22 protein-coding genes are annotated in these 18,961 nt (G+C 71.4%); 9 read left to right on the top strand and 13 right to left on the bottom strand.

The window, feature by feature from the left end; genetic code table 11:
- Positions 1-12 precede the first annotated feature (12 nt).
- Together DVK05_RS08940 and DVK05_RS08935 are read right to left on the bottom strand one after the other, a co-directional pair.
- Positions 13-2,280, bottom strand: a complete 2,268-nt coding sequence (locus DVK05_RS08940) for a CDC48 family AAA ATPase (protein WP_121563036.1) — start codon at positions 2,278-2,280, stop codon at positions 13-15.
- Positions 2,277-2,528: an Hsp20/alpha crystallin family protein gene (locus tag DVK05_RS08935; protein WP_121563035.1), complete on the bottom strand. Its 252-nt coding sequence runs from the start codon at positions 2,526-2,528 to the stop codon at positions 2,277-2,279. The genes DVK05_RS08940 and DVK05_RS08935 overlap by 4 nt, the downstream gene beginning before the upstream one ends.
- Positions 2,529-2,742: 214 nt before the next feature.
- Between DVK05_RS08935 and DVK05_RS08930 the strand changes: the two genes are divergently transcribed.
- The 4 genes from DVK05_RS08930 (at position 2,743) to DVK05_RS08915 (ending at position 6,486) form a co-directional block, all read left to right on the top strand.
- Positions 2,743-3,513, top strand: coding sequence for an alpha/beta fold hydrolase (locus DVK05_RS08930; RefSeq protein ID WP_121563034.1), 771 nt, complete (start codon positions 2,743-2,745; stop codon positions 3,511-3,513).
- Positions 3,514-3,607: 94 nt separating this feature from the next.
- Entirely contained in the window at positions 3,608-4,303 is a 696-nt protein-coding gene (locus tag DVK05_RS08925) for a DUF2391 domain-containing protein (RefSeq protein WP_121563033.1), read from the top strand.
- A gap of 131 nt (positions 4,304-4,434) precedes the next feature.
- Positions 4,435-4,809, top strand: coding sequence for an Hsp20/alpha crystallin family protein (locus tag DVK05_RS08920; protein ID WP_121563032.1), 375 nt, complete (start codon positions 4,435-4,437; stop codon positions 4,807-4,809).
- A 3-nt stretch (positions 4,810-4,812) separates the two neighbouring features.
- Complete coding sequence (locus tag DVK05_RS08915; protein WP_121563031.1) at positions 4,813-6,486, top strand: AarF/ABC1/UbiB kinase family protein; 1,674 nt, start codon at positions 4,813-4,815, stop codon at positions 6,484-6,486.
- A 26-nt stretch (positions 6,487-6,512) separates the two neighbouring features.
- Here the strand turns inward: DVK05_RS08915 and DVK05_RS08910 are convergent, their stop codons facing one another.
- The 4 genes from DVK05_RS08910 to DVK05_RS08895 form a co-directional block, all read right to left on the bottom strand.
- Positions 6,513-7,373, bottom strand: a complete 861-nt coding sequence (locus tag DVK05_RS08910) for an FkbM family methyltransferase (protein WP_121563030.1) — start codon at positions 7,371-7,373, stop codon at positions 6,513-6,515.
- Positions 7,374-7,380: 7 nt separating this feature from the next.
- Complete coding sequence (locus tag DVK05_RS08905; RefSeq protein WP_121563029.1) at positions 7,381-8,529, bottom strand: site-2 protease family protein; 1,149 nt, start codon at positions 8,527-8,529, stop codon at positions 7,381-7,383.
- Between the two features lie 203 nt (positions 8,530-8,732).
- The gene (locus DVK05_RS08900) at positions 8,733-8,993 is read right to left on the bottom strand and encodes a hypothetical protein (RefSeq protein WP_121563028.1); all 261 of its coding nucleotides are present in this window, start codon (positions 8,991-8,993) and stop codon (positions 8,733-8,735) included.
- Between the two features lie 390 nt (positions 8,994-9,383).
- Entirely contained in the window at positions 9,384-10,253 is an 870-nt protein-coding gene (locus DVK05_RS08895; protein ID WP_121563027.1) for a molybdopterin synthase, read from the bottom strand.
- A gap of 124 nt (positions 10,254-10,377) precedes the next feature.
- Between DVK05_RS08895 and pyrH the strand changes: the two genes are divergently transcribed.
- The 4 genes from pyrH (at position 10,378) to DVK05_RS08875 (ending at position 14,145) form a co-directional block, all read left to right on the top strand.
- On the top strand, positions 10,378-11,097 hold the full coding sequence (gene pyrH / locus DVK05_RS08890) for a UMP kinase (RefSeq protein WP_121563026.1): 720 nt from the start codon (positions 10,378-10,380) through the stop codon (positions 11,095-11,097).
- Positions 11,094-12,848, top strand: coding sequence for a lysine--tRNA ligase (lysS, locus tag DVK05_RS08885; RefSeq protein ID WP_121563025.1), 1,755 nt, complete (start codon positions 11,094-11,096; stop codon positions 12,846-12,848). The genes pyrH and lysS overlap by 4 nt, the downstream gene beginning before the upstream one ends.
- Positions 12,849-13,145, top strand: a complete 297-nt coding sequence (locus tag DVK05_RS08880) for a hypothetical protein (protein ID WP_121563024.1) — start codon at positions 12,849-12,851, stop codon at positions 13,143-13,145. It begins immediately after the preceding gene.
- An 88-nt stretch (positions 13,146-13,233) separates the two neighbouring features.
- A complete protein-coding gene (locus DVK05_RS08875; protein WP_121563023.1) occupies positions 13,234-14,145 on the top strand; it encodes a sensor histidine kinase KdpD in 912 nt (303 codons plus the stop codon).
- On the opposite strand, the gene DVK05_RS17695 is transcribed toward DVK05_RS08875, so the two are convergent.
- From DVK05_RS17695 to DVK05_RS08860, 4 genes are all read right to left on the bottom strand, one after another.
- Positions 14,129-14,263, bottom strand: a complete 135-nt coding sequence (locus tag DVK05_RS17695) for a hypothetical protein (protein ID WP_017343858.1) — start codon at positions 14,261-14,263, stop codon at positions 14,129-14,131. The two genes, DVK05_RS08875 and DVK05_RS17695, sit on opposite strands and share 17 nt — an antisense overlap.
- A 106-nt stretch (positions 14,264-14,369) precedes the next feature.
- Positions 14,370-14,669, bottom strand: a complete 300-nt coding sequence (locus DVK05_RS08870) for a DUF5808 domain-containing protein (protein WP_121563022.1) — start codon at positions 14,667-14,669, stop codon at positions 14,370-14,372.
- Between the two features lie 93 nt (positions 14,670-14,762).
- Positions 14,763-16,463 carry a bifunctional N(6)-L-threonylcarbamoyladenine synthase/serine/threonine protein kinase gene (locus DVK05_RS08865; RefSeq protein ID WP_121563021.1) on the bottom strand — a complete coding sequence of 567 codons (1,701 nt, stop codon included), beginning with the start codon at positions 16,461-16,463 and terminating at the stop codon, positions 14,763-14,765.
- A 9-nt stretch (positions 16,464-16,472) separates the two neighbouring features.
- Entirely contained in the window at positions 16,473-16,778 is a 306-nt protein-coding gene (locus tag DVK05_RS08860; RefSeq protein ID WP_017343861.1) for a 30S ribosomal protein S24e, read from the bottom strand.
- A gap of 149 nt (positions 16,779-16,927) precedes the next feature.
- Between DVK05_RS08860 and DVK05_RS08855 the strand changes: the two genes are divergently transcribed.
- Positions 16,928-17,509 carry a hypothetical protein gene (locus tag DVK05_RS08855; RefSeq protein ID WP_121563020.1) on the top strand — a complete coding sequence of 194 codons (582 nt, stop codon included), beginning with the start codon at positions 16,928-16,930 and terminating at the stop codon, positions 17,507-17,509.
- A 21-nt stretch (positions 17,510-17,530) separates the two neighbouring features.
- On the opposite strand, the gene DVK05_RS08850 is transcribed toward DVK05_RS08855, so the two are convergent.
- From DVK05_RS08850 to DVK05_RS08840, 3 genes are read right to left on the bottom strand one after another with little or no spacing between them, the layout of a single operon-like run.
- Positions 17,531-18,154, bottom strand: coding sequence for a GTP-dependent dephospho-CoA kinase family protein (locus DVK05_RS08850; RefSeq protein ID WP_121563019.1), 624 nt, complete (start codon positions 18,152-18,154; stop codon positions 17,531-17,533).
- Between the two features lie 25 nt (positions 18,155-18,179).
- Entirely contained in the window at positions 18,180-18,377 is a 198-nt protein-coding gene (gene spt4 / locus DVK05_RS08845; RefSeq protein WP_053770568.1) for a transcription elongation factor subunit Spt4, read from the bottom strand.
- Positions 18,377-18,952 carry a DNA-directed RNA polymerase gene (locus DVK05_RS08840; protein WP_004597309.1) on the bottom strand — a complete coding sequence of 192 codons (576 nt, stop codon included), beginning with the start codon at positions 18,950-18,952 and terminating at the stop codon, positions 18,377-18,379. Before DVK05_RS08840 ends, spt4 begins: the two co-directional genes overlap by 1 nt.
- Between the last annotated feature and the right edge of the window lie 9 nt (positions 18,953-18,961).

The raw sequence follows: 18,961 nt of genomic DNA, 5'->3' as shown, positions 1-18,961 counted from the left end.
CGGGCGCTCGGCTTACTGGAACGCGGCGCCCGGCTCGGCCTCGTCGCGGTCGACCTCCGACCGCTTGAACCGCTGTTCTATCTCCTCGTAGCGCTCGCGCGTCTCGGGGGTGACGCTCGGGTTCACCTCGTTCAGCGCGTCCTCGAAGTGGGCCATCGTCACGCGGACGTTACCGACGGACTCGCCGACCTCCTCCGGGGTGACGCTGCCGATGAACTCCCGGGAGGCGTTCATCGACGCCTCGCGGGCGACCGCCTCGATGTCGGCGCCCACGTAGCCCTCGGTCTTGCGCGCCAGCGCGTCGAGGTCCACGTCGTCCGCCAGCGGCTTGTTCCGCGTGTGGACCTCGAAGATCCGGCGGCGCGCCGTCTCGTCGGGGACGGGCACGTGGACGTGCCGGTCCAAGCGTCCGGGGCGCAGCAGCGCCGAGTCGATGAGGTCCGGGCGGTTCGTCGTCGCGATGACGACCACGTCCTCCAGCGATTCGAGCCCGTCGAGCTCCGTCAGCAGCTGGGAGACGACGCGCTCGCCGACGCCGGAGTCGCCGGAGTTCTGCCCGCGCTCGGTGGCGATCGAGTCGATCTCGTCGAAGAACACGATCGTCGGCGCGTTCTCCCGGGCCTTGCTGAACACCTCGCGGACGCCCTTCTCGGACTCGCCCACGTACTTGTTCAGCAGCTCCGGCCCCTTGATCGAGATGAAGTTCGACTCGCTCTCGTTGGCGACCGCCTTCGCCAGCAGGGTCTTCCCCGTGCCCGGCGGGCCGTACATCAGGACGCCCTTGGCGGCCTCCATGTCAAGCTCCTCGAACACCTCGGGGTACTCCAGCGGCCACTGGATCGTCTCGCGGAGCCGCTCTTTGGTGTCTTCGAGCCCGCCGACCTGGTCCCAACTGACGTCCGGGACCTCGACGAACACCTCGCGGAGCGCGGAGGGCTCGATGCCCTTCATCGCCTCCTTGAAGTCCGCCTCGGTCACCTGGATGTTGTTCAGCACGTCGGCGTCGATCTCGTCGCTCTCGAGGTCGATCTCCGGGCGGATGCGCCGCAGCGCGTGCATCGCGGACTCCTTCGCGAGCGACTCTAAGTCGGCCCCGACGAAGCCGTGGGTGTTCTCGGCGTACTCGTCTAAGTCGACCCCGTCGGTCAGCGGCATGTTCCGCGTGTGGACCTGGAGGATCTCCTTGCGGCCGTCGCGGTCGGGGACGCCGACCTCGATCTCGCGGTCGAAGCGGCCGCCCCGGCGGAGCGCCTGGTCGATGGCGTCGACGCGGTTCGTCGCCCCGATGACGACGACCTCGCCGCGCTCCTCGAGCCCGTCCATCAGCGAGAGGAGCTGGGCCACGACGCGGCGCTCCACGTCGCCGCCGGCCTCCTCGCGCTTGGGCGCGATGGAGTCCAGCTCGTCCATGAAGATGATCGCCGGCGACTCCTCGGACGCCTCCTCGAACACCTCGCGGAGCTGCTCTTCGCTCTCGCCGTAGTACTTCGACATGATCTCCGGGCCGGAGATCGTGTGGAAGTCCGCGTCGATCTCGTTGGCGACCGCCTTCGCGATCAGCGTCTTCCCGGTGCCCGGCGGGCCGTGGAGCAGGACGCCCTTCGGCGGGTCGATGCCGAGGCGCTTGAACAGCTCCGGGTGCCGCATGGGCAGCTCGATCATCTCGCGGACCTGTTCGAGCTCGTCGTCGAGCCCGCCGATGTCCTCGTAGGTGACGTCGGGGCCCTCGCCGGTGCCGCCGGCGGTGTCGCCGCGGTCGGCGATCTCCTCGGCGGATATCTCCGAGATCGAGATGTCGGTCTCGTCGGTGATGACGACCGTGCCGCCGGGGCTCGTCTCGGCGATCTTCATCGGGACCGCCTGCGACTGGCCGCCCATCAGCCCGAAGCCGAGGGAGGTCCGGATCGTCTGCCCCTCGGTGACGGGCTGTCCGGAGAGCTTGTCGCGGATGAACGGGGCGATCTGTCCCCGCACCCGCAGCTGGCTCGGGAAGGCGATCGTCACCGCGTCAGCCCGCGAGACGTCGACGTCCTCGACGGTGACGCGGTCGTCGATCCCCACGTCGGCCTCCTGGCGGAGGCGGCCGTCGATGCGGATCACGCCGGTGCCGTCGTCCTCGGGGTAGCCGGGCCAGACGCGGGCGATCGCGGCCCCGTCGCCGCCCTCGACGCGGACGATGTCCCCGCCGGAGAGCCCGAGCTCCTCGGCCGCGACGCGGTCGATCGCCGCGAGGCGGCGACCGGCGTCCTTCTGTTTCAGCGGCTTGACGGTCAGCTTCATCGCTCGCCCTCCACGGTGAGCACGCCGTTGTTCACGGCCGCGTCGACGGCCGTCCCCGGCAGCTCGAACTCCGATTCGACCGGGCCGTCCGGTCCCTCCACGACGACGATCGCCGTCTCGCCGACGGTGTCGACGGTGACCGAATCGTCGTCGACCCCGAGGTCGGCGGCGACGATCCACCGGTCGTCGTACTCGTACCGGCGCAGCAGCGCGCCGTCGCCGGTCGATCGGGTCTGTATGTGATTCATCCTAACTACGAGTTAGTCGCATAAGTATATAAACTTGTCGCTCAAAATCGCATGACGTGAGTGTTTCCGATCGTATCGGTAGTATAGCGGTTCGGACCGGATCGCCCGGGGATCGGCCGCCGTCGAGCGATCGGATCCGCGACCGGTTCGGGCCGCCGATCCCCGGGCCGGGCCCCTCCGGCGTTTATACCGTTCGCCGCCGAACCGCCCGGACATGGAACGGGTCACCCACGACGGCCGCGAGACGGCGTACCGCCGGTTCGACCGCGGCGGCGACGGACCGACGGTCTGTCTCGTCCACGGCAGCGGCGGCACGAAGGACGTCTGGAAGTCGCAGGCGCGGCTCGCGGACCGCTTCCCCGCGGTCGCGGTCGACCTCTCCGGGCACGGCGACAGCGGCGACGCGACGGCGTCCGCCGGCCGCGAGGCGCTCGACGCGTACGCTAACGACGTCGTCGCGGTCGCCGAGGCGACGGACGCGACCGTCCTCTGCGGGAACTCGCTCGGCGGCGCGGTCGCGCTGTGGGTCGCCTTAGAGCGGGACCTCGCGCTCGACGGCCTCGTCCTCGCCGGCACGGGCGCGAAGCTCGCGGTGGCCGAACCGCTCCGCGACGCGCTCGCCGACGACTTCGAGCGGGCGGTCTCGCTCCTCCACGAGCCGGACCGGCTCTTCCACGACGCGCCCGCGGAGTACGTCGAGCTCTCCGAGGCGGCCATGCGCGCCTGCGGGCGCGCCGTCACCGAGCGCGACTTCCTGACGTGCCACCGATTCGACGTTCGGGACCGGCTCGACGAGATCGCGGTCCCGGCGCTTGCGGTCGTCGGAGCCCACGATGGGCTCACGCCGCCGGCGTACCACGAGTACCTCGCGGCGGAGATCCCCGAGGGCGAGTGGAGCGAGGTCCCCGACGCCGCCCACCTCGCGATGCTCGAACGGCCGGCGGCGTTCAACGACGCGCTCGCGGAGTTCCTCGGCCGCCTGTAGTCACCGCGGCCGTGCGGACCGGGGGACCGGTCACAGCGCGCACGCCTACAACTCGGAGGCACCCTTTTAGGTCGCCCGCGCGTCGCGGGGCCACATGGTCGACAGCGACGAACGGGAGCCGGACACGGGCCGCGCGGACGGATCCGGGGAGCGGGCGGACGCCGCGGGCGCCCCCGCCGAGCCCGACATCGAGGACCTGCTCGCGAAGCTCGACGCCCTGAGCGACACCGTCGACGAGGGCCACGAGCGCGAGAAGGTCAGGCAGACCATCTCGCTCGTCGAGCGGATGCCCGGGACCGGCGCGCTCGCCGAGCGGATCACCAAGTACACCTCCCGGGACCTCGCCGAGTCGTTCGTCGGCGCGGTGCTCTTCGCGCTCCCCCTGCTCGTCGAGGGCGGCGTCTTCGAGATCGCGGCCTGGTTCGCGGCGACGACCGTCGCGGGCGTCCCGGTCCTGCTGATCGGCCACGTGGGGTTCATCCTCGTCGCGGTCGCCGGCCTCCTCTACTTCGCCGACTTCCGGCAGATCACGATCCGGCACCCGATCTTCGGACTCATCCCCCGCCGCTACGCGGGCGTCCTCGTCGTCTCGCTGGCCACGTCGGCCAGCATGCTGCTGTTCTGGGGCCGGCTCCACGAGGGCGACCCGACCGCGCTCGAACGGGCCGGGCGGATCGCCGTCGTCTGGGCCGCCGCGGCGTTCGGCGCGGGGCTCGGCGACATCCTCCCCGGCGAGTCCCAGGGCGAGGACCTCGGGAAGTTCGACCTCGACATCGGCGACACCGAGTGACCCGGCGCGGCCGCGCGCGGCGGAGCGGTCGGCGGTCGCCGCACGGAGTCCGGGCGGTCTGACCGAATCCGGCCCGGGGGCGGATCCCGACTTTCCACAGCTTTTTCGCCGCGGCGACCCTACCCGTGTTCATGTCAGCGCTACGCGACGCGCTCCGGGACCTCCCGGACGCGGTGTTTGCGGACTTACTCGAGTCGGACGACGGGTACGTCCTCGTCGTCGACCTCCCAGGCGCGGCCGCCGAGACGACCGAGGTGCTCGTCGAGGACGGGCGCATCGAGATCGAGGGCCGCCGCGAGAAGGCCGTCCCCGACGGGTTCGAGTACGTCCGCGAGGACCGCCCGCTGTTCCTCGACGCGGAACTCCCCCTCCCGACCGACGCCGACGGCGCCGGCGCCGACGCCGAGATCGACCGCGGCGTCCTCGAGATATCGGTCCCCAAGCGGGAGCGGGACGTCTCCCGGACCATCCCCGTCGACGACGCCGACGACGAGGGCGACGCCTGACGGGTGGTCACGCTGGTCAACCTTCGCGCCTACTGGCGGTTCGTCGTCGTTCTGCGGCGGTTCTCGCCGCTCATCATCGCCTACTGGCGTGACCGCCGGCGGTACTTCCTGTTCGGCGGGAGCCGCGAGGTCGACGCCGAGACCCAGCGCGAGCGCGCCGCGGTGCTGCTCGACATCCTGCTCACCCTCGGTCCGACGTTCATCAAGCTCGGCCAGATCCTCTCGACGCGCCCGGACATCCTCCCGCCGGCGTACATCGAGGTGCTGGAGGGACTCCAAGACGACGTGCCGCCCGCGCCGTGGGAGGAGTCGAAGGTCGTCCTCGAAGACGAGTTCGGCCCGGTCGACGACGTCTTCGACGAGTTCGACCGCGACCCGATAAGCGGCGCCAGCCTCGGACAGGTGTACACCGCCACCTACGACGGCGACGACGTCGCCGTGAAGGTCCGCCGCCCCGGCATCGAGTCGCTTGTCGAGGCCGACCTCCGGACGATCCGCTGGTCGATCCCCCTCATCAAGCGGTTCACCGGCGCCGGCCGGGCGTTCTCCTTGGAGAACCTCGCCGACGAGTTCGCCAAGACGATCCGCGAGGAGATGGACTACGCCCGCGAGCGGACCATGCTCGAAGAGATCCGGAGCAACTTCGCCGACGAGGACCGGATCCGGATCCCCGAGACGTACGAGCCGGTCTCCGGCCCGCGCGTGCTCACGATGGAGTACGTTCCGGGCACGAAGATCAGCGACATCGACGCGCTCGACGAGGCCGGCCACGACCGGACGGAGGTCGCGGAGACGCTCCAGGAGGTGTACCTCCAGATGATCATCGAGGACGGCGTGTTCCACGCCGACCCGCACCCGGGGAACCTCGCGGTCGCGGACGACGGCGCCGTGATCTTCTACGACTTCGGGATGGCCGGCCGGGTGGACCCGTTCATCCAGGAGAAGATCGTCGAGTTCTACGTCGCGGTCGCGCGCCAGGACATCGACGACATCCTCGACACGCTCATCTCGATGGGGACGCTCTCGCCGGAGGCCGACCGCGAGGTGATGGGCAACGTGATGGAGCTGGCCATCGCGGACGCCAGCGGCGAGGACATCGAGCAGTACCAGGTGAACCAGATCATCGAGCAGGTGGAGTCGACCATCTACGAGTTCCCGCTGCGGCTCCCGCCGAACCTCGCGTTGGTCCTCCGGGTCGCCACCGTCGTCGAGGGCGTCTGCGTCACGCTCGACCCCGAGTTCGACTTCATCTCGACGGCGACCGACTACCTCCGCGAGGAGGGGTACTACGAGCAGACCGCCCGCGACCTCGCCGAGGACGCCGGCCGGCAGGTCCAGCGCACCACCGAGGCGCTGTTCACGGTGCCGCCGAAGGCCGACGAGTTCCTCGACCGCGCCAACCGCGACGACCTGACGGTCAACGTCGTGTTGGAGGACGACACGAAGGTGTTAGAGAAGCTGGCGATGCGGATCGCCTACTCCGTGCTGCTCGCCGTCGGCGTCCTCTCGGCGACGATCCTCTACTCGTTCGCCGAGAACTGGCGGCTCGCGGTCGTCGTCCTCGCGCTGGCGGCGCCGCTCGCGATCGCCCTGTACCGGTCGTTCCGGAAGAAGCGCGGCCTCCGCGCCACCCCGCAGTTCACCAGGCAGGGCATGAAGCAGCGGCGCGACGACTGACCCGTTCCCTCCCGGAAACGGGTGATTCAGGCCTCTTCCGGCCGACAGATCCACACGTCTTCCGCCTCCTCGACCGCGTAGTCTCGCGCCGCCAGCCACTCGCGGAGGGCGGCGGCGCCGGACTCGGCCGCCGCCTCCTCCGCACCCCCCTTCGCGTCCTCGGCCGCCGCCTCGGCGGTCTCGTGGACCTCCACGACGAGCAGCGGGCGGTGGGTCGCGAGCGTCGCCGTCGCGCCCCGGAGGACCGCGGCCTCGTGGCCCTCGACGTCGACCTTGATCGCGTCCGGCGGGGGGACGGCGCCAACCCCATCTTCCCCCTCGTCGCCGACGCCCTCGACGAGGTCGTCGAGCCGGCGGACGGGGACCGACTCCGTGCCCGCGACGCTCGCGCCCCACCTGGTCGCCGACTCGCGGTCGAACGCGGAACACTTCGAGAACGTCGAGCGGTAGAACGTGAGCGTCGCGTTCGCGTCCCCGAGGCCGGCGCGTCTGAGGTCGATCCCGCCGCGGTCCCCGTCTCCGCCGCCGGCCCCGCTTCCGCCGCCGAGCCCGTTCCGGTCGGCGTTCCGCGCCAGCCGGTCCGCGCTCTCGCCGTTCGGTTCGAACGCGACCACCCGGCGGTCGGTGCCCAGCGCCAGCGGGATGGCGTGCTCGCCGACGTGCGCGCCCACGTCGAGGACCACCGCGTCGGTCGGCAGCCGATCGAGGGCGGCGAGCCCGGCGTCGTCGCCGTGCGGGTTCGTCGGCTCGTGGCTCCAGTAGGTGCCCGCGACCGTCCGCTTCGGGGTCGCGACGCCGAGCGCGTACGTCAGGTCGGCGAGCCGGTACAGCGTCCGGAAGCCGAGCCGCTCGACCCGGGCGCGCAGCGACGAGAGGGCCCGGCTCATCGCGGCGTCACGCCCCGACGACCTGGATCGGGACGAGGAGGAAACAGAGCGCGCCGACGGCGAACGTGGCGAGGCCGACCGCGAGCCGCGGCAGCCCCACGCCGTCCTCGTCGGCCGGGTTCGCCGGGCCGTTGAACGCGATCACCGTCGCGAACACGCCCCAGAACGCCCACAAGCCGACCGACTCGTTCAGGCCGAGCCCCCGCCAGAAGTGGAGGTACGCGGCGATCCCGAACAGCGCGCCGGGGACGAGCGCCGCCACCGTCTCCTGTCGCGGCCCGAGCATCGCCCGGACCATGTGGCCGCCGTCGAGCTGGCCCACCGGGAGGAGGTTCAGGAGCGTGAAGAACATCCCGACCCAGCCGCCGATCACGACCGGGTGGGCGCTCAGCCGCGGGTCGCCGTAGCTCGTCGGCTGGCCGAGGACGCCGGCGATGAGGTCTAAAAGCGGCGGGTTGTTGAAGCGGATCACCGGCCCCGAGGAGTTCGCGAGCTCCGCCGGCACCCCGATCGGGTCGAGCGAGAGCCCGACAGCGGTCACGGCGACCGTCGCGACCAGCCCGGCGATCGGTCCGGCGGCGCCGATGTCGAAGAGGACCTTCCGCGAGGGCATCCGCCCGCGGATCCGGATCACCGCGCCGAGGGTCCCGAACGGGAAGATGAAGGGGATCACGTACGGCAGCGAGACGGGAACGCCGTGGTACCGGCCGGCGGCGTAGTGGCCGAGCTCGTGGGTCATCAGCACGCCGAGGACGGCGGCGGTGAACGGCCACGCCTGGAGCAGGGTGAGGGGGTTCGACTGTATCTCGGCGAGCGGGACGTAGTACCAGCCGTAGGCGCCGACGAACAGCGTCGACAGCACGGTGGCCGCGAACATGGCGACGTTCACCCAGGGGATCCCGTCGCGGCCGCGGTCGAACGGGGTCGCCACGACGACGTGCCCGTCGTCGACGGCCTCCACGTCGACCTCGTAGCCCGCCTCCCGGAAGTGGGGGGTCAGCTTCCGCAACAGCGTCCGCTCCGGGACGTACGACTCGCCGCGGTACCGCACGCGGCCGTCCTCGCGGCGGATCTCGTCGATCCGAAAGAACGTCCGGAGGGGCTCCGGACGCGGGGCGCCGTCGCCGGCCGCCGCCGCGTCCTCGTGTTCTGGCATCGTCACGTCGTAACTGGTCGGCGAGTATAAACCCCGCGTCGGCGGGCGAGCGAGCCGGAGACGAGGGACCGGTCGTCCGCGCGCCGGGGGCGGCGGACGCGTGCGGGGTCAGAAAGCGCGAGTCGGGGACCGAGCCGCGGGATCCGGTGCGGCGGTGTGCGTCGGGGGCGGTGCTGCGAGCGTCGGTCGGCGGACCGCGGGCGTCAGGCGGGCTCGACGCGCCAGGTCGTCGCGCCCGTGTACGACCACTTCTCGACGGTGAGCTCCGTCGCGGAGTCGCGGAGCTTCACCATCAGGGCGCCGATCTCCTTCGGGGAGAGGTCGACGTCCTCGGAGATGAACTTCCCCTTGAAGTACATCTCGCCGTCCTGGGCGCGGTCGAGCAGGTACTCCTTCAGCCGCTCTTCCTTGCTGCGGTCGTCGTTCGCGCTCGCGTTCGTGGAGGGGTTCGCTGTCGCGCTCATGGTACACCCCACGCTTGCCGCCGGAGGGTGTTATAAAGGTAACACCGTTGGGCGACGTTCAGGGGGTTTCAGGGCGTTTCACCGCTCGCTCCGAGGTAAAACGTGTCTGACGGACTCTTTACAACGGTTCCAGAACGGCGCAGAAATTTTATAATCGGTTCTGAGGGCGTTTCCGACGCTGACAACTCGGTAAGCGAGTCACCTCTGTCTCCGCGTTCGCCGGGCGAATAAGCGGCAAAATGGGCCGGTTTGATCCGCCTCGGAGCGCCGGCGCGCTCCTCGCGCGCCCGCCGTGCGTCCTCTGTGCGCCCCTCGCTCGGGCCGTCCGCGGTCGCGATCCGGAGGCCGAATCCCCTCGGCGCGCCGACTCGAACTCCCCTCGCGGGCCGTTCAGTCCCGCCGGTGGACCCAGAACGTCTCCGACTCCGTCGCCTCCTTCTTGAATATCGGCACCTCGTCTTTCAGGCGGTCGATCCCGTCCTCGACGGTCCGGAACGCCTCCCGGCGGTGCCCGGCGAGGACGACGACGAACACGATGTCCTCGCCCGCCTCGATCACGCCGGTGCGGTGGTGCATCCGCACGTCGAAGACGCCGTCGCGCTCCGCGAGCTCGTCCGCGATGGCGTCCATCCGCTCCGCGGCGACCCCTTCGTACTTCTCGAACGCGAGGTGGGTCGTCCGGTCGTCGTCTGGGGCGTCGCGGGCCCGCACGCGGCCGGTGAACGTGGCGATCGCGCCCGACCGCTCGGCGTCCGCGGACGCCTCGAGGCGGTCCACCAGCGTCTCGCGGGTGATCCACGGCTCGGCCGCGTCGAGGTCGGCGACGAGCCGATCGAGGTCGACCGCCTCGGCCGTCGCCGCGGTCGCGAGGACCGTCCCCGGCACGCTCTCGGGGTCCGGGTCGGCGCCGAGGAGGACCGCCGGCACGCGCAGCCGCGACTCGCCGACCGCCACGAGGTAGTCGTGGTCGGGGGCGAGCCCGTCGAGCAGGTCGTCGAACCCCTCGACTCGCCCCCGACCGCTCCAGTTCCCGTCCGCGTCGAACGCGATCTCGGTGTCCGCGTCGGGGCGCCCGGCGGGGTCGGTGACCCCGCCCTCGACCGCTCCGCCGTCGGCCGCCCGGTCGCTCGGGTCCGATCCGCGCGGGCGCGCTCCGTCGAGGTCGTCGCGTTCCACGACGGCGACCCGCCCGTCGAGCCGCGCCGCGAGCCGCCGCGCCAGCGCCGGGGCCCCGTCGCCGACGATCGATATCGGTCGCATACCCGAGAGCGGGCCGCGACCGGCTTAGGCGTTTCCCGGTCGCCCCGGACCCGCGACCGTGGGGCGCTTCCGGCGCGTCCGGGCTTGGCAATCCTTAAGACCGCGACAGGGATACTCGTCGCCAATGAGAGTCGTCGTTTCTGTCGGCGGGAGCGTGCTCGCGCCGGACCTCGACCCCGAGCGCGTCGCCGCGTACGCCGAGGCGATCGAACGGCTGGTGGCCGACGGCTGCGAGGTCGGGGTCGTCGTCGGCGGGGGCGGCGTCGCCCGCGAGTACATCGAGACGGCCCGCGAGATCGGGGCCAACGAGGTCGAACTCGACCGGCTCGGGATCGGGACGACCCGGCTCAACGCCCGGCTGCTGATCGCCGCGCTCGGCGACCGCGCGAGCCTCGCGCCCGCGACCGACTACGAGGAGGCGGGCGCGGCCCTCCGCCGCGACGAGGTCGCGGTGATGGGCGGCGTCACCCCGGGACAGACCACCGACGCGGTCGCCGCCGCCCTCGCCGAGTCCGTCGACGCCGACCTGCTCGTGTACGCCACGAGCGCCGACGGCGTGTACGACGCCGACCCCAACGCCGACCCCGACGCGACCCAGTACGCGGAGCTGTCGCCCGCGGAGCTCGTGGAGGTCGTCCTCCCGATGAGCCGGGACGCCGGCGCCTCCGCGCCCGTCGACCTGCTCGCGGCAAAGCTGATCGACCGGGCCGGCATCCGGTCGATCGTGCTCGACGGCACCGACCCGAGCGCCGTCGTCGACGCCGCGCTGTACGGCGACCACACCGGGACCGACGTGGTCCCCGTTGATGGCGAGGAACCGAGCTTCTGGACGGGGGAGCGATGAGCGCGGACGACGCGGCGGACGGAGCGGCGGACGCGGGGAGCCCCGCGCCCGACGACTCCCCGCACATCCTCTCGGAGCGGGCCGCGCTCGACGAGGGGGCCGCCGACGAGGGCGACGGCGCGGCGGAGGAGTCCGGCGAGGCCTTCCACGCGTTCTGGGCCGACGTGGTCGCCGACGAGATCGAGGCGCGCGACCCCGACGAGCCGATCGTGATCAAGGGGGGCGTCTCCCCGTCCGGCGTCGCGCACCTCGGCAATTTCAACGAGATCATGCGCGGCTACTTCGTCGCCGAGGTGCTGCGCGACCGCGGCCGCGAGGTCCGGCAGGTGTTCACCTCCGACGACAAGGACCCGCTGCGGAAGGTGCCGCGCAAGCTGGCGAACGCGGACGGTGACATCGTCGGGCTCGGCGAGGTCGACGCGGGCGCGCTCGGCCGCAACCTCGGCAAGCCGTACACTGAGATTCCGGACCCGTTCGGCGAGGCCGAGTCGTACGCGGCCCACTTCGCCGGCCTGCTGAAGGCCGACGCCGACCGCCTGAACGTCCCCGTCGAGATGCTGTCGAACACCGACCTGTACGCCGACGGGACGTTCGACGACGCGGTCCGGACGGTCCTCGGCGATGTCGAGCGGGTCCGCGAGGTGCTCTCGCCGTACCAGGACAAGGTCGACGACGAGTACGTCCCGTTCAACCCCGTCTGCGAGGCGTGCGGGAAGGTCACGGAGACGGTGACGGGGATCGACCTCGAACGCGAGACCGTCGAGTACGTCTGTACCGACATGGACGCCGGCGGCAACACCATCGAGGGCTGTGGCCACGAGGGCACCGCGACGTTCCGCGAGGGGAAGCTCCCGTGGCGGCTGGAGTGGCCCGCCCAGTGGGGCGTCCTCGGCGTCGACTTCGAGCCGTTCGGGAAGGACCACGCGGAGGGGTCGTGGCCCTCCGGCGTCGACGTCGCGCGGAACGTCTTCGGCGAGGAGCCGCCCGTACCGATGGTGTACGAGTGGTTCACGCTCAACGGCGAGGCGTTCTCCTCCTCGGAGGGGAACGTCGTCACGGTCCAGGAGCTGCTCGACCTGATCGAGCCCGAGGTGCTCCGGTTCTTCTTCGCGCTCCACCCGAAGAAGGCCCGCGACCTCGACGTCGAGCGGCTCGACCAGCTGGTCGACCGGTTCGACCGGTTCGAGCGCGCCTACTTCGGCGAGGTGGACGACGAGGACCTCACCGCCTTCGCCGAGCGCGCCTATCCGTTCGTCGTCGGGCGACCCGACGACCCGCCGACGGAGCGGCCGATCCGGCTCCCGTACACCTTCGCGGCCGTCCTCGGGATGGTCGACGACCCGGACTTCCGCGAGCGCCTCGCCCGCGACGAGGGGCACATCCCGGACGACGCCGACGACGACGCGGTCGACGCCGCGCTCGCCCGCGTGGAGCAGGCGCGAAACTGGGCCGAACGGACCGGCAACGAGTACGACTACCGGCTCCAGACCGACCTCCCCGCGGTCGAGTTCGACGAGGACGTGGCGGCCGCGCTCGACGACCTCGCCGACTTCGTCGCGGCCGGCCACGACGGCGAGGAGATCCAGGGAGCGATGTACGAGACCGCGCGCGACCACGGCGTCGAGGTCAGCGACTTCTTCGCGGCGGGCTACCGCCTCTTCTTCGACGACACGCAGGGGCCGCGGCTCGGCGAGTTCCTCGGCGAACTGGAGCGCGACTACGTCGTCGACCGGCTCCGACGGGAGGCGTAGATGGCCGAGGACCGCTCGCTCGACGACTTCGCCGCGGCGGACGGCGACGCCGACGAGTCCGCGGAATCCGGGACCGACGACGCGGAGAGCGACCCCGAGGAGGACCCGGCCGACGCTGACGACGCGGTCGACGCTGCGGACGCACCCGACGTCGACGATCGGTCCGACGTCGACCCCGCCGTCGCCACCTCGACGTGGCACGCGGACGGCACCGAGTGCGACCGGTGCGGCGAGCGGGTCGAGCGCCGCTGGCGTGAGGCGGACGCCTTCGTCTGTGCCGACTGCGCGTCGTGGTGACCGGCTTACCGGCCGGTCAAAGCTTAAGCCGTCGGCCGTCAAGGTGTTTCGTACGAAGAAAATTCACTGGGGGTAAAATTAAATATAAATGAAATATAATCCGGAACTACTCTACGGGCGGTCGGCGACGGCGCTCACGGCGGCGTACCTCTGCGTCGCGGCGGCGTTCGCGGTCGCGGTCGACCTCGCGACCGCGTCCGCGGCCGGATCCGTCGCCGGCTGGACGCCGACGCGCCTCGTCGGCGACCTGCTGCTCGTCGTCGGGTCCGGCGGCCTCCTGTACGGCGCGGTCACGCACCACCGCCGCCGGGCGGAGACCGCCCGCCGGGACCTCGAAACCTCCAACCAGCAGCTACAGGTGCTGAGCCGCGTGTTCCGACACAACGTGCGCAACGACCTCAACGTGATCCAGGGGTACACCGATCTGCTCGCCGACCGGATCGACGACGAGCGGAGCCGGGAGTGCCTGGAGACGATCCGACAGACGACCGACGACGTCGTCGAGATCAGCGAGAAGCTCCGGGTCGTCGAGGACGCCTCGTCCGAGCCGCCGGACGGCCGCGTCGACCTCGTCGACGCGGTCCACGAGGCGGTCGAGGTCGTCGACGCCGACGGCGCCGCCGTCACCGTCGAGACGCCCTCCGAGGCGTGGATCCGCGCCGACGACTCGGTCGCGTTCCCGATCCGCGAGGTGTTCGAGAACGCGGTCACCCACAACGACGGGGCGACGCGCCGCGTCGCGGCCACGATCCGCGAGAACGGAACGACCACCTGTCTGGAGGTGACCGACAACGGCCCGGGGATCCCTCCGGACGAGCGCGCGGTGTTACAGGCCGAAGAGGAGACGCCGCTCTCGCACGCGAGCAGCATCGGCCTGTGGCTCGTCAAGTGGATGTGCGAGACGCAGGGCGGCACCGTCCGGTTCGACGCGACGGACGACGGGACCACGGTCCGGCTCCGGTTCGAGTCCGCGGCGCCGCCCGCTACTCCAGTTCGGTGATCGTCACTGCGTAGACGGCGCCGCAGTTCCCGCACTCGACGTGGACGCCGCGGCTGGCCTCGCCGCGGGTGAACTCGGAGATCTCCTCCGAACACGAGCACTCGAACTGGACTTTCATTACCGTAACACCGTCCTTCTGATATTTAAATGAAACCGATGCGGAATCAACGGTGAAAACCGCCGATCGCGGTACCACGCCGCACGGTCGGGGACCGCGGTCGGCCTCAGTCGTCGTCGACGATCACTTCGACCGGCCCGTCGCCGTCGTCCGCGGCGTCCTCGTCAGACCCGCCGGACGCGTCGACGCCGGCCGACTGTTGCTGGTAGTAGAGCCCGCCGGCGACCGCGAGGACGATCCACGAGCGCCAGTTGGCGAGGTTCAGGGTGTAGCCGATGCCGAACGGCTTCTCGACGAGCATCCCCTTGCCGGGCTGCCAGTACGACGACAGCAGGCGCCCGAGGCTCGGACGCTCGAAGTTGTACGGAATACCGAGAATCTCTCCCGACGACGGTTTGTCTCCCATACCACTCCGTCTGTCCGCTGGCACTATAAATCGTGGCGCCATCGATCGCCGGCCGCGACGGGGCGGCCGGCGGCGGGCGGGCGAGCCGCGCCGTCAGCGGTAGCGGCCGCGGTCCGCCACGTCCCGGAGCCGGTCGAGGACCTCGCCGTCGCCGACCGCCTCGTACCCCGCCTCGAACGCCGCTATCAGGGGGTCGGGATCGGTCGCGGTCGCCCGGATCGACCCCTCGAACACGTGGAGGTCCATCGCGTGGTCCTCGACGTGGCCGGTGTGGAAGCCGAGCCCGAAGTCGATGAGGTACGTCGACGGCACCGGGGCGGGCTCGCCGTCCGCGGCCGCGCCCCCAGCCTCGTCGGGCGACACGCGTACGTTCCGCGTCGTCGGGTCGCCGTGGACGATCCCCGCGCCGTGGAGCCGGGCGAGGTGGCGACCGACCGCCTCGGTCGAGCGCTCGCCGAGCGCGGTCGCGAGGTCGCGCTCGCCGACGTACTGGAGCGTCAGCGTCGCGTCCGCGAGGTCGACGTCGTACACGAGCGGCGTCGGGACGCCCGCGCGGCGAGCCTCGCTCGTCAGCCGCGCCTCCGCGACCGTCCGGTCGCGCCTGAGCGTCCGGTCGAGCTCGGGGTGCCGGTACGACTTCTCGACCCGCCGCTTGACCACCCGGCGGTCGTCGCCAGCCCCCCCGACCGTCACCGTCGCCTCCGCGCCGCGGCGGTCCGCGTCCGGGTCGCGCGCCGTCCCGGCCGACGCGCCGCCCGCGGCTCCCCGCGCGACCGACTCCCCGTCCCGCCACGTCACCGGCACCTGGTCCGGTCGGAAGTTCGGGTCGACCGCGGACTCCGGGACCGGAATCGTGTCACCCGCGGCCGCCATCTTCGCGCCCAAAACGGCGATCATCCCCGCGTTGTCGCGGAGGAAGCGGGGCTCGGGCGCGTGGAAGTCGGCGCCGCGCGCCTCGCACATCGCAGCCAGCATCTCGCGGAGGCGGTCGTTCTGGGCGACGCCGCCGCCCAGCACGAGCTCGTCGGCGCCGGTCAGCGACAGCGCGCGCTCGGACACCTCGGTGAGCATCGCGAACACGTGCTCCTGGAGCGAAAAGCAGATCTCCTCGACCGGGACCCCGTCGTCGGCGGCGGCGTTGGCGGCCGAGCTGATCCCCGAAAACGAGAAGTCCATCCCCTTGACGACGTACGGCAGGTCGAGGAGGTCGGGCGCTGAGTCGTCACCGTCTTCGGCGAACTCGGCGGCCGCCGCCTCGACCTTCGGGCCGCCGGGATGGCTCCAGCCGACGTGGCGCGTGAACTTGTCGATCGCGTTGCCGACGCCGGCGTCCATCGTCTCGCCGAGCACCCGGTACCGCCCGTCGTGGTAGCCGAGCAGGTGCGCGTTCGCGCCCGAGGCGTTCAGACAGACGGGGTTGTCGAACCCGGAGCGGTGCCGACCGATCTCCAGGTGCGCCACCATGTGATTGACGCCGACGAGGGGCACGCCGAGCGTCCCGGCGAGCGACCGCGCGGCGGTCCCGACGATCCGGAGGCAGGGGCCGAGCCCGGGGCCGCGAGAGAAGGCGACGGCGTCAATCGCGTCCGGTCCGTGTTCCGCCTCGGCCGCGGTCAACACCCGGTCGACGACCTCGGGGATCGCCTCCGACATGTGCTCGGCGGCCTCGCGCGGGTGAATGCCGCCGCTGTCGGGCTCGTAGGGGTCGGACTCGATGAGAACTGAGTCGGTCTCGGCGTCGTACAGCGCGGCGCTCGCGCACCACGCGGTACCCTCGATGCCGAGAACGCGCATCCGGCGGGGTTACGCTTCCTCGGCGTCCGCCTCTTCGCCGCCGATCTTGTTGCGTTCGAGCATGTGGTCCTGTTCGACCTCCAGGGCGTCGGCCGCGGAGTCGTACACCTTCGCGTAGCCGATCGTCTTGCGCATGCCGAACTTCGTGTCGAGCTCGTGGACGACGACCTCCTCGGAGTCCTTGTCGAGCTTGGCGGCCAGCGAGTCGCGGACCGACAGCCGCGAGGGGGTGGCCTCCTCGTGGGTCGTCTCGAAACGGATGTCCGTGCGGTGCAGCATCGGGTTCTCCTCCTCGGAGATGATATCGACGTCCATGGTTCAGTTGGGCGTATATCCCCTCGAAAGCTGTAAAAGGATTTCGAAGCGGGGGTGTCGCCGTCGAACTCCCGGCCGACCGTCGACCGAGCGCCCCGTTCGGCGTCAGGATTTCAGTCCTCCGGGCCGTGGGTTTCGTTAGCACGCGAATGCCAGACGACGCCCGATTCGACCCGACCGAGCGCTCCGAGTACGAACTCACCAGGTCGGCCAACATCATCGTCCCGATGTCGCCCCTTCGGAAGGCCCGGATCTGCGGCGCGCTGGCGCTCCTCGGCTCGCTCGCCGCCCCCCTCGTCGCGACCCTGCCCGCGGCCGTCCGGGAGGCGAACTTCTCCGGCCCGCCGGCCGCGACCCCCCTCGGCGTCGCGGCCGTCGCGTTGGCCGGCACCGTCGCGGCCGGCGGGGCCGGCCTCGGCCTGGTCGCGCTCCAGCGGCGCCTCGCGCGCGGTCCCGAACCCACGGACGACGCGGTCTGGTCGTTCCTCGCGGTCGAGGACGCGCTCACGGGGATCGGCTTCGTCACCGGCGGGCTCGGGGTCGGCGTCGGCCTCACGCTGCTGGCGAGCGGTCACTGGGGCGTCGAGGCGCTCGCCGGGCTCCGGCGCAACGGCGTCGAGCCGTACCTCTCGGTCTCGACGGTCCCGGTCACGCCGCGGCTGGTGACCGCCGTCGCGCTGGCCGCCGGGCTCGCCGTCCTCGGGGCCTCCGTCGTCGTCGACCGCGAGTGACGCCGACCGGCCGGCTCGGACTCACGCCGCGTCGGTGCCGTCGAACCCGTCCGGGTCGACGTCGAGGATATCGTACGCGGCCGCGACGTCGCCCGCCAGGCCCTCGAACAGCTCCCGGGCCCGCCGCCGCGTCTCGGGCGTGACCGCGACGCGGACCATCCCCTCGCCGGGCTGGCCGTAGACGACGGTCGACCCGAGCGGCGCCGCGAGCATCGCCGGCAGCGCCGCCAGGTCCTCCTCGCCGGTCACCTCGATCGTCACCGGCTCGTCGGCCGCGAGCGCCTCGGCGAGCGCGTCGAGCAGCGCCGCCGACAGCGCAGCGGCCGGATTCTCGACGGGAACCCGCCGCTCGTCCGTCGCCGCGAGCGCGGTCGCTATCTCCTCGCGGACCGCCTCGCGCTCCGTCTTCCCGTCGACCAGCGCGGCGTCCGGGACGCGGCCCGCCTCGCGGAGGTGATAGGTGACAACGTCGCCGACCGCGATCAGCCGCGGGGGCCCCTCCGCGGGCGAGGCGTGTCGCTCGCGGGTCTCGTCGGCGGCCGCAAGGAGGGCGTCCGCGTCCGTCGTCACCGGGCCCAGCGGCTCCTTGAACGCGTCGCGCAGCGATTCGGGCAGCGTGAGAAGCGGGTCGGATGCGTCGCTCATCGGCCGTCGGCCTCGGAGCGGGTGGTTACCGGACCTTCAGCGCGTACGCGCCCGCGTCGGAGACGTTCATCTCCTCCGCGATCTGGCTGTCCGCGGGGTCGGTGACGATGACGTAGCCCGCCCAGTCCTCCGTCAGCGACGAGGACCCGCAGAGCGCGCAGGTCTGGGCGTCCGGGTCGTTGACGTGGTGGCACTCCCGGCACGCCAGGCGGTCCTCGGCCATCAGTCGGCCTCCTCACCGGTCTGTTCGCGGTGTTTCCGCTGGCCCTCCAGCCACTCGTGTTTGCCGAGGCCGGGCTGTTTCGCGGTGAGCCCGATCTTCGAGTCGCGGGGGTTGCGCTCGTCGATGCTCTTCGTCACGACGCGGACGCGGACGGCGTCGTCGACGCCGAGCGTCTTGTCGGAGTCCGACGAGGCGAGCTGCTGGTTCGCGCCGTCGAACGTGAGGTACTCGTCGGTGATCTGCGAGACGTGGAGCAGCCCGTCCACCGGGCCGATCCCGACGAAGGCGCCGAACTCGACCGTCTCCACGACGGTGCCGTCGGCGACCTCCTGCATGTCGGGGTCGTAGGTGAGCGCGTCGAACTCCGCCTCGTAGTAGACGCCGGGGCGGTTGTGTAACACCGCGCCCTCGCCGATGTCGTGAACCTCGATGACGCTCACGACGCTGCCGACGTCCTCGTCCATCCGTCCTTCCAGCTTGTCTTGGAGCAGGGCCTTCACCCGCTCGTCGGTGACGTCCGCCAGGTGCTTCGGCGGGACCTCGACCGTGTCCTTGAGTCGAACTCGTTTGTACATGTTGTTGGT

The organism is Halorubrum sp. Atlit-8R, assembly GCF_003666025.1.
Taxonomy (GTDB): domain Archaea; phylum Halobacteriota; class Halobacteria; order Halobacteriales; family Haloferacaceae; genus Halorubrum; species Halorubrum salinarum.
Note: the sequence above shows the minus strand (reverse complement) of the source record. Positions and strands in the feature narration are given on the sequence as shown.